At 47.1% G+C, this 9588-nt stretch carries 10 protein-coding genes; 5 read left to right on the top strand and 5 right to left on the bottom strand.

Features of this window, described 5'->3' with window-relative positions; genetic code table 11:
• Positions 1-47: 47 nt before the first annotated feature.
• Complete coding sequence (locus QUA47_RS11620; RefSeq protein ID WP_333430846.1) at positions 48-554, bottom strand: hypothetical protein; 507 nt, start codon at positions 552-554, stop codon at positions 48-50.
• Between the two features lie 316 nt (positions 555-870).
• On the opposite strand from QUA47_RS11620, the gene exaC reads away from it, so the two are divergent.
• The 3 genes from exaC to QUA47_RS11605 all read left to right on the top strand — a co-directional run bounded on the left by exaC (position 871) and on the right by QUA47_RS11605 (position 3934).
• Complete coding sequence (gene exaC, locus QUA47_RS11615) at positions 871-2391, top strand: acetaldehyde dehydrogenase ExaC (protein WP_333430845.1); 1521 nt, start codon at positions 871-873, stop codon at positions 2389-2391.
• 204 nt (positions 2392-2595) lie between these two features.
• A complete protein-coding gene (locus tag QUA47_RS11610) occupies positions 2596-2940 on the top strand; it encodes a DUF779 domain-containing protein (RefSeq protein WP_333404524.1) in 345 nt (114 codons plus the stop codon).
• Between the two features lie 157 nt (positions 2941-3097).
• Positions 3098-3934 (top strand): SDR family oxidoreductase, encoded by an 837-nt coding sequence (locus QUA47_RS11605; protein WP_333430844.1) that lies wholly within the window; start codon positions 3098-3100, stop codon positions 3932-3934.
• Positions 3935-3939: 5 nt separating this feature from the next.
• Here the strand turns inward: QUA47_RS11605 and QUA47_RS11600 are convergent, their stop codons facing one another.
• Both QUA47_RS11600 and QUA47_RS11595 read right to left on the bottom strand, forming a co-directional pair.
• Entirely contained in the window at positions 3940-4752 is an 813-nt protein-coding gene (locus QUA47_RS11600) for a DUF3598 family protein (RefSeq protein ID WP_333430843.1), read from the bottom strand.
• A gap of 415 nt (positions 4753-5167) precedes the next feature.
• Positions 5168-5719 carry a DUF2854 domain-containing protein gene (locus QUA47_RS11595; RefSeq protein ID WP_333430842.1) on the bottom strand — a complete coding sequence of 184 codons (552 nt, stop codon included), beginning with the start codon at positions 5717-5719 and terminating at the stop codon, positions 5168-5170.
• 80 nt (positions 5720-5799) lie between these two features.
• Here QUA47_RS11595 and QUA47_RS11590 point away from each other — a divergent pair, with 80 nt between their 5' ends.
• Positions 5800-6300: a hypothetical protein gene (locus tag QUA47_RS11590; protein ID WP_333093762.1), complete on the top strand. Its 501-nt coding sequence runs from the start codon at positions 5800-5802 to the stop codon at positions 6298-6300.
• Positions 6301-6502: 202 nt separating this feature from the next.
• Positions 6503-6673: a hypothetical protein gene (locus QUA47_RS11585; protein WP_333046052.1), complete on the top strand. Its 171-nt coding sequence runs from the start codon at positions 6503-6505 to the stop codon at positions 6671-6673.
• A 233-nt stretch (positions 6674-6906) separates the two neighbouring features.
• Here QUA47_RS11585 and ppk1 read toward each other — a convergent pair whose 3' ends face one another.
• Complete coding sequence (ppk1, locus tag QUA47_RS11580) at positions 6907-9090, bottom strand: polyphosphate kinase 1 (protein ID WP_333430841.1); 2184 nt, start codon at positions 9088-9090, stop codon at positions 6907-6909.
• 125 nt (positions 9091-9215) lie between these two features.
• Positions 9216-9434 (bottom strand): helix-turn-helix domain-containing protein, encoded by a 219-nt coding sequence (locus QUA47_RS11575; protein ID WP_006632503.1) that lies wholly within the window; start codon positions 9432-9434, stop codon positions 9216-9218.
• Positions 9435-9588 lie beyond the last annotated feature (154 nt).

Here is a 9588-nt window from a genome sequence, read left to right as displayed (position 1 = left end):
TGCACCTTACTTGCTCTCCATTTTTGGACACCATACCTAATTTACCACTATTTGAGCCTTAACTGAACCGTATTGGTATCGATCACAGCTTTTGGCTGTCCGAAAGCATTAGCGCAAACCGATCGCGCAATGTACTTGCCAACTCCGGGAAGTTCCAGCAACTGAGCTTCCGTGCGGGGAACATTTCCCTGATAATTTTCTAAGATAACCAGCACCGATTCCCGCAGCTTTTGCGCCCGAAAAAAAAGACCCAAAAGCTGCAACAAACTAGCAACTTCCGCAGCAGGCGCGGCCGCTAAATCCGAGAGAGTCGGATATCGATCGACAACTTCTTGATAAATCGGAGCCACTGTAGCGGCAGTAGTCTTTTGCAGCAACAACTCCGCCACCAAAATCGCGTAGGGCTCGCAGGTGCGCCGCCAAGGAAAATCACGGGAATTCTGCCGGGCCCAAGCTTTCAGCCGGCGTTGAAACCACCGGATTTTAGCAGCGTCTAAATGCTTTGACCCAGGCTCAATATCGGAACAAAAAACAACGGTATTTAAGGCCGGCATTTGATTGGTATTTTTGATAAATTGCCAAGTTTATATCTCTCTATTAGCAGATTTAAATAATTTGTAAAACTATATTTTTATGCTCTCGTTCCTCTGCGTACTCTGCGTACTCTGCGTACTCTGCGGTTTATAAAAAAAATCTTATTAACTACCCGACCGACCCCGAAACCTAGAAACAACTTTAATTTCAAATATTGGAAAAATGTAAAATTTTGTATATTAAAGAACAAAAGTGTCCGAGAATAGACGACGATAGTTGATATTCAACAGATTTCTTTCGATAGTCCGCAAAAACAAATTTTAATCAGGTAATAAAATGGTAGTAGCAGCACCTGTTCAATCCGGCAGTCAGTCGATTTTTCAAACTCGCTACGACAACTTTATCGGCGGCCAGTGGGTGCCACCGGTGAAAGGGAAATACTCGGAAAACCTTTCTCCAATGACAGGAAAATCAATTTGTCAAGTTCCCCGATCGAGCGCGGAGGATGTAGAATTGGCACTGGATGCCGCCCACGCCGCGAAAGACAAGTGGGGTAAGACTTCCCCAGCCGATAGGGCGCGGGTTTTACACAAAATTGCCGATCGCATCGAAGAAAACCTCGATCGCCTCGCCATCGCCGAAACCTGGGACAACGGCAAACCAATTCGCGAAACCCGCCTCGCAGACATACCGCTGGCGATCGACCATTTCCGCTACTTTGCAAGCTGCATCCGAGCTCAAGAAGGCTCGATCGGCGAACTCGACGGAACCACCGTCGCCTACCACTTCCACGAACCCCTAGGCGTCATCGGACAAATCATCCCTTGGAACTTCCCGATATTAATGGCCGCGTGGAAACTCGCCCCAGCCCTCGCCGCCGGAAACTGCGTCGTCCTCAAACCAGCAGGCCCAACCCCCGCCTCAATCTTGGTACTGATGGAAATCATCGCCGACTTAGTACCAGACGGCGTTATCAACGTCATTAACGGGCCCGGCGCCGAAATCGGCAAAACCCTCGCCACCAGCCCCCGGATTGCCAAAGTCGCCTTCACCGGCGAAACCACCACCGGCAGGCTAATCATGCAATACGCCTCCCAAAATGTCATCCCCGTCACCCTAGAATTAGGCGGCAAATCCCCCAACATTTTTTTTGAAGATATCTGCGCCCAAGACGACGAATTTCTCGACAAAGCAGTCGAAGGATTAGTCATGTTTGCCTTCAACCAAGGCGAAGTGTGCACCTGTCCCTCCCGCGCCTTAATTCAGGAGTCAATCTACGATCGATTCATGGAAAGGGCGATCGATCGCATCCGTCAAATCAAACAAGACAACCCCTTAGATCCGACAACCGCCCTCGGCGCGCAAGTCTCCGTCAACCAGATGGAAAAAATCGCCGAATACGTCAAAATCGGTCACGCCGAAGGCGCAGAATGTCTTATTGGCGGCGAAAGAAACATCTTATCCGGCGACTTGCAAGACGGCTATTATTTCCAGCCGACAGTCTTCAAAGGAAACAACAAAATGCGAATTTTCCAAGAAGAAATCTTCGGCCCAGTATTAGCAGTCACCACCTTCAAAGACGAAGCCGAAGCATTAGAAATTGCCAACGATACTCTCTACGGTTTAGGTGCAGGAGTTTGGACTCGCGACATCAACACCGCCTACCGCATGGGTCGCGCCGTTCAAGCAGGCCGCGTGTGGACAAACTGCTATCACCTCTATCCGGCCCACGCAGCATTCGGCGGCTACAAATCATCGGGAATCGGTCGCGAAAATCACAAAATGATGTTAGATCACTACCAGCAAACTAAGAATTTGTTAATCAGCTACAGCCCCAAAGCATTAGGTTTTTTCTAAAGTTTTCACTCCTTGGTTTGTAGTGAGGGCTCAAGTCCTTCAAGTATTAAATTCTGTCAGGAACAGGCAAGATGCCTGTTCCACAAAGAGTGAATTTTCTGCTTGTGGGGTGGGCATACCGCCCGCCCAAAAATACAATTTAGATGCCCGACAGCTTACTACAAACTCATAATAATAACTAGACATTCTTCTAAACAGACTGCAATGGAAACTGCAAAAGTCACGGCAACAGAAGCGGCTTTAAAATTAATCAACTATCTCAAAACTCAACATGGAGAATTGATGTTTCACCAATCCGGCGGCTGCTGCGACGGTAGTTCCCCCATGTGCTTTCCCAATGGCGAATTGATAATCGGTGATGGTGACGTATTGCTGGGGGAAATAGGGGGTTGTCCCTTTTATATTGCAGCGCAGCAATACAAATATTGGCAGCACACGCAGTTAATTATAGACGTGGCATCGGGGCCCGGAGGCAGCGATTTTTCCCTGGAAGGGCCGGATGGAGAGCGTTTTATTACTCGTTCCCGGTTGTTTGTTAATGCTGATTAACTCGGCGTTCCCTAATAGAGGGATGATATGGAGAAAAAGTAGCAGGAAATGCCCAGAATGCAAATCCAATAAAACAGTGCGTAAAGTTTTGTAACTTTGATATATTGGTATCTTGGATGCAATCTAGAGCCTTCTATATCAGAAGTTGAAAAAACGGATGAACGCTATAATTATTGGTTGTGGCTATGTTGGAAGTGCCGTTGCCCAGCATTGGCGGAACCTGGGTCACGTAATTACTGCAACGACGACAACGCAAGACCGGATTGGGGAGTTACAGAAAGTTGCCAATCAGGCGATCGTCCTGAAGCGCTGCGATGAAGAGACATTACACACGATCCTGCAAAATCAAGATGTGGTCTTCCTGAGTCTCGCTCCTACAGCAAACCACCAAGTAGATTCCGATATGTACGAGGAGACATACCTGCATACGGCCAACAACCTTGTTCTTGCCTTGAAGCATTTTCCCAACATAAAACACCTCATATATACCAGTAGTTCGGCGGTGTATGGCAATAGTAATGGAGCCTGGGTGAGTGAACTTTCACCTGTGGCACCAGCTAACAGACATGGAGAGATTTTACATGAGACAGAGCAAGTTTTGCTGTCAGCATCCAGCCAAGCTTTGAAAGTATGTATCTTTCGCCTAGCAGCCATTTATGGACCCGATCGCGAGTTCAAGAAACGGTTAAGTAAGCTTGCAGGCACAACTCGCCCAGGCACAGGCAATCATTTCACGAACTGGATTCATCTGGACGACATTGTATCAGCAAGTGAGTTGGCGCTCGCTCGTCAATTACAAGGAGTTTATAACCTAGTGAATGATGTTCCAATTACTGCTCGTGAATTGTTTAAACAACTCTGCGATCGCTACGAATTACCTGAAGTAGAATGGGATGGGTCAGATACAACCGAGCGATCGAATAGTCGGCGCATATCGAATCAGAAGCTCAAAGCAGAAGGATACCAGCTCATTCATCCAGAAGTGGAAATTTGAGGCTGTTAAATGGCGAATACATCAGCCTTTTGATCCGGTTGTTCGTAGATTAAAGTACAGCTTCGCTGTGTATCAGTGGTATCTGGGGTCCAACGCATGGAGGCATAATATGGAGTCTTGAATCGATCGCTCGAAAGAACAACCTCTATGGCATCTGGAAATTGGATTTGTATAAAATCGCCTTGTATTTCACTCGGTTGAGGAGGAACTGGCAGTTGAGCCATCTCATCCAATGAAACATAGGTCGCGCTTGTGGTTTGAGCAGGAAGCTTGAGGCCGTTGACTCGATCGATCCTGCAGTGAGTTTGTTGGGACCACCAAGGTTCCGCTACCTCTTCCTTGCTCTCTCTAAACAATGAAAACAGGTGAGGCTGAGAGATATTGGCGGCGTCTTTGTAGTACATCACCACCACACTTGTTCTTTTTCCTGATGCCAAGAGGTAAGGCTCAAAATAGAATCTTGAACCTGTTCGATCGTGCCCAACCATTGTGTCAGAAGAATGGGGATTAAAAAGCAGATAAGCCTCTGGATCGACCGGATGGATAATCAGCGGAGTACCCAAGGTCAAAACCCATTGTTTCTGCGTTACTGTTTCTGTCATCCGACTCCTGAAGTCGAGGGAATGGGTGACAGTTTGCCGATCGTCAGAAGGAATGAAGCTCCGTACAGAATCAAGAATATCGAGAACCTGGCCTGCGGCATCATATCTAACCAATACCCCTTGCCAACGTCCGCAGTGATCGGCCATGAAAGTTTCCCACTGCTGTTGAGCAGTTAAAGGTACTTTGGCGGTGATTGAAACTCTGTTCTCTGACATAGGCGTATCCCTGTTTTCCCTATAGATTGTTGTCAATAATTTAGTTTGGCGGATTTAACCTGCTCATTTATCCTACTCAAGACTGAGCCAGGATTATTTGCAACTGAGACTGGTATCATCGACTTCGACGCTTGTTTAACTGCAACTGACAAACCCTGATGATCTGGCGCCCATAATACCTATCCTACTCTCGGACGAAACCATTTTTGCTTCTCCTGATTTAAGATTGCCGATCGGTTCTCAACTATTATTGTAATTAAGGAAAATCTAATTTGCGCGATCGGTCAATTGCGGATTAAGCTTTTGTTGATAGCGACAGGTTTCAAGCTGCCGCTAAAATCAGTATCTAAGCTGATGCAGAATTAATGTTTAATTGAGGACTTCAAAATTCACGCACTCAAAACTTAAGACTACTTTAAGCTTGAGTATTTTTAATGAGAGCCAATTCAATTTTGTCATCAGGCTTTTGACTCACTTGTGCGCGCAAACCTGGTCCAAAAAAAGTAGCTATTTTGTCTTGCTTTTCTTCCCACAGGTCGATCGGCATTAGCGGCGAATAAAACTCTAGAATTAATCCATAAGCACCGTCAACATTAACTTCCCGCAACCCTTGCAGGAGTGGTCGTTCCTCGTCTGTCGGGGCCAGGCCCAAGCGCTCCAAAGCATCATCTAAGTGCGCTGGTTGGCCGTAGCGAAATCGGGTGATATCTTTGCGGACTTGGTTTTGAGTATCGGTGGCCTGACTTTCTCGCAGGAGAAGAACTTCGGGAGAAGTCGGTTCGGTGAACTCCACTGGTTCGAGTTCGGCCGCTTTCAGGGCCAAACCTCCCAGCAACAGCGGAATTCCATAAAAAAAACCGGCTAGGTTCAGGGTAGGTCTGTCTGTGAAGTACGCTCCGAAACCGACTGCTGCTATAATACCGCCCACAACTAAGGCTAGGTTTGCTAAAGAAATTTTGCGTAACATATTAGTGAGGTAAGTAGTCGGACAGAAATAATATACTTTAATTATTATCTGTCAAAAAGTCTTGAATAAATTTAGTTTTTTTGCCAAAAGACCTGCAAAAACTGCTAGCATCTATGAGCGCGGGAGCGGTGTGCATCCACAGTCTTGTCTCTAGGTTCAGAAGCTTATCCTGCCGGACTCGCCCGGGCACGCCATCGGTAAATATCCGTGTTAATTGCGCGGCGTTGGTTCCAGAAGGCAATCGAGATCGGCAGTATCATCAAAGTATACAGAGTGGCGATCGCGATCGACACTCTTGCCCTTTCAACCATTTTTCGGACATGATTAAAGACGAAGACAAACAAACTGCTGGAGCAAACAAGGCGGTTTTGGAGCAGATTAACTCGCTCAAACGCGAAGATGAAAGGCTTTATAATATCTTAGCGATCGATGTCTGGGCCCTAGCCAAGACAATGGATGAATACCAACCGGGATTTTGGGCTGCTTTTATGAAAAACCGGGAGAAGGCCCTGAAGCGATTTTTAGCTGGAATGATGAAAAATAAACCCGCAGATACCAAACGTCCGCCTTTTTTGCGCTAAAATTTGGCTGAAGTTTGGGGGAAGTTTTGATGTACAATCAAACTATAACACAGACCAAAAAATCCTGAGCAGGTTCATCACTTCTCATATAAAAACAGTGAAGGATTTGCCGATAAAGGTATGTCGGTGGATTAAGAATCTCCGTCTGTTCGCAGGGGGGAATGTCAAATATTTTTGTTAATAGTAGCAAAGGCCAAAAACCATGGATGCACAAACAATCAAAGAGCGCGTAGCACAGATCGAGAGCAAGCGGGAATCCCTCGTGCGGCTGTTAGATCGATCGGACTTGGGAGCCCTGAGAATAGATGTGAGTCAGGCGATCGAAGAAATTGACGATCTCTTAGAAGAATTCAAGCGTACTTTTAACAGTTAAGTAGTCAGTAGTCAGTAGTCAGTAGTCAGTAGTCAGTAGTCAGTAGTTAGTAGTCAGTAGTCATTAGTTGTCGGGCATTTAATTTGGATAGTTATGTTAGTGAAAATCTTGTGGGGTGGGCATCTTGCCCGCCCAAAAAGTGAAAATTAAATGCAGTACAGCTTAATAGCTAACAAGAACCGACCACTGCTAACTGCAAATTTGACAACTGACAACTGACAACTGAAAACTGACTAATTCATCACCATATCCATCAAAATTTGCTGAGAGCTCACTTCTGGGCAATTAGCAGGCGGCCGCCGCTGAGAGTAGTTTCCCCCAGACTGCAAATCCCAAGCTTGGCGGTTGTCAGCCAGCATTACTCCCAAAATTTCTTGCAATTCCATGGCAATTGTCGGGTCTTCCACCTGAACTATGGCCTCAACCCGTCTGGTGAGATTGCGCTGCATCCAGTCAGCAGAACCAATATACACCTCTTCGTTGCCACCGTTGAAAAAATAAAACATCCGAGAATGCTCTAAAAAGCGACCGATAATACTGATAACTCGGATATTTTCGCTAACACCCTCAACGCCGGGACGCAAACAGCAAATCCCCCGGATAATCAAATCAATTTTAACTCCCGCTTGCGAAGCTTCGTACAAAGCAACAATGATTTGAGGGTCAACTAAAGCGTTCATTTTAGCGACAATGCGGCCGCAGCTACCGGTGCTGCCTTCGGCCTGCAAGCGACAGAATTCGGCTTCGCGGCGGATTAAAGCTAAAAATCGATCGCGCATATTGACAGGTGCCACCAATAATTTGCGATAAGATACCTGCCGCGAATAACCAGTCAAATAATTAAACAAATCCGCCAAATCCGATCCCAAATCCTCGCGACAACTCAACAAACCCACATCGGTATACAGTCCGGCTGTTTTGGGATTGTAATTGCCGGTGCCGATGTGGACGTAGCGGCGGATGTACCCGTCCTCGCGACGCACTACCATCACAATTTTGGTGTGGGTTTTGAGTCCCACCAAACCGTAAACTACGTGGACTCCAGCTTGTTCTAACTTGCGAGCCCAATTAATATTATTTTCTTCGTCAAACCTAGCTTTGAGCTCTACTAAAACGGCTACCTGCTTGCCGTTTTCCGCTGCTTGAATTAAGGCGCTGACGATCGGCGAATCTCCCGAAGTGCGGTATAAAGTCATTTTAATCGCTAACACGGAGCGATCGTTCGCCGCCTCAGTAATAAACCGCTGTACCGTCGCCGCAAACGAGTGATAGGGATGGTGCAACATCAAATCCCCCTGCCGGATGGTCGTGAAAATATCCTCACCATCTTCAGCATCCAACCTCGATTTGTCTAAAATCCTTGCCGATTCCGAGTTCCGCAAGCGCGGCGGCACAACCGGAGTCCAAGGCTGGTCTTTCAGTTCCGGCACCGGCAACCCCACAAAAGACATCAAATCCTTGAGGCCTAGCAGCCCCTCTACGACGTAAACATCTTGCTCGCCGAGATCCAGCTCCTCCATCAGCATATCTCGCAGCGCAGGCGGCATAATCGCTTGAATTTCCATCCGCACCGCAGAACCTCCAAACCGGCGCTTGCGGAGCTCCTGTTCTATTGCCAGCAGCAAATCCTCTGCCTCATCTTCCTCCACGGTCAAATCGGAATTGCGAGTAATGCGGAACGGGTGATATTCCTCAACGTCCATCCCCGGAAACAAAGCTTCTAAATTGTGGGCAATCACCTGTTCTAGGGGCACGCCAGTCCAAACAGGAGATTTGCCCCTCTGCTGCCACTGCAAATCCCCCGGTAGTGGCAAAAACCTCGGCAAAACCTGCGGTACTTTGACGCGGGCAAATAATTCTTCCCGCGTGTCGGGGTCTCTGACTACTACTGCTAAATTGAGGCTGAGATTGGAAAGGTAGGGGAATGGGTGGCTGGGGTCAACTGCTAGGGGAGTGAGTACGGGAAATACTTGTTCTTTGAAGTAGCGGTGCAAGTAATTGCGCTGTTCTTGATTGAGGTCAATGTAGTCGAGAATGTAGATTTCGCTTGCTGCTAGTTTCGGCCGCAGGGTTTGCTCAAAATACGAGTGCTGCTGAGTAACCATCGGCAAAAGCCGCTTGTTAATGGCATCTAGCTGTTGTTGAGGCGTGCTGCCGTCGGAGGTCAATTTGCTGACTTTTGCGTGTACTTGCTGTTTGAGGGCGCCCACGCGCACCATAAAATATTCGTCTAGGTTGGAACTAAAAATAGCGAGAAATTTGAGCCTTTCTAGGAGGGGCGTGCGGGGGTCGAGGGCTTCGTGGAGCACCCGGTTGTTGAATTCTAGCCAGCTTTGTTCTCGGTTGAAGTAATATTGAGGATCGCTGAGGTTGATTTCAGTGTAGGTTTTGGCGGGGGTCTTTTTTGGCTTGGGCATGGTTTGGGGGAGTCTTTGGGAGGCTCGGTTGATGGCATCTTTGAATTAGTATTGTAGGTTAAAGAATTTGTTCGCATCTGCCTATGGTCGATCGCTCAAACATTGAATTTAGGCAAAACTTTCAACTATTTTTCGAGGATTACCACGAAATCCTCAATCATCACATCAAAAGTTCGAGCCAGCTTGTGGACTGCTGCAAAGTCAACCATTGCCATCCCCTGAGAACGAGCATAATTGCTAATGGTACTGTAGCCCACGCCCGATCGCTCCGCAACTTCCTTGAGCGTCCATCCCTTCTCGGCAGCCAACTCTCGAACCCGCAATCTGACTAAGCCTTTGCTCATATTCACTATTTACAAAATTTTGGATTTAGTATAATATATCAAAAAGCGATCGCCCCCGGTCTGCAAACTAAAGACGATCGCCAGTTAAAATTAATCCCGACAGATAATTTCTGTCGATCGCACTTAGCAGAGATAGATTTAGCTACCACCACCA

Origin of the sequence: Microcoleus sp. MON2_D5 (assembly GCF_036701905.1) — a bacterium.
Taxonomy (GTDB): domain Bacteria; phylum Cyanobacteriota; class Cyanobacteriia; order Cyanobacteriales; family Microcoleaceae; genus Microcoleus.
This window is presented reverse-complemented; position numbering and strand designations above follow the sequence as displayed.

Excerpts from the sequence above, each read along its gene's own strand:
- exaC (WP_333430845.1), top strand. The coding sequence starts at position 871 with ATGGTAGTAGCAGCACCTGTTCAATCCGGCAGTCAGTCGATTTTTCAA.
- QUA47_RS11575 (WP_006632503.1), bottom strand. The coding sequence starts at position 9,434 with ATGAGCAAAGGCTTAGTCAGATTGCGGGTTCGAGAGTTGGCTGCCGAG.
- QUA47_RS11605 (WP_333430844.1), top strand. The coding sequence starts at position 3,098 with ATGAACGCTATAATTATTGGTTGTGGCTATGTTGGAAGTGCCGTTGCC.
- QUA47_RS11600 (WP_333430843.1), bottom strand. The coding sequence starts at position 4,752 with ATGTCAGAGAACAGAGTTTCAATCACCGCCAAAGTACCTTTAACTGCT.
- QUA47_RS11595 (WP_333430842.1), bottom strand. The coding sequence starts at position 5,719 with ATGTTACGCAAAATTTCTTTAGCAAACCTAGCCTTAGTTGTGGGCGGT.
- ppk1 (WP_333430841.1), bottom strand. The coding sequence starts at position 9,090 with ATGCCCAAGCCAAAAAAGACCCCCGCCAAAACCTACACTGAAATCAAC.
- QUA47_RS11585 (WP_333046052.1), top strand. The coding sequence starts at position 6,503 with ATGGATGCACAAACAATCAAAGAGCGCGTAGCACAGATCGAGAGCAAG.
- QUA47_RS11620 (WP_333430846.1), bottom strand. The coding sequence starts at position 554 with ATGCCGGCCTTAAATACCGTTGTTTTTTGTTCCGATATTGAGCCTGGG.
- QUA47_RS11610 (WP_333404524.1), top strand. The coding sequence starts at position 2,596 with ATGGAAACTGCAAAAGTCACGGCAACAGAAGCGGCTTTAAAATTAATC.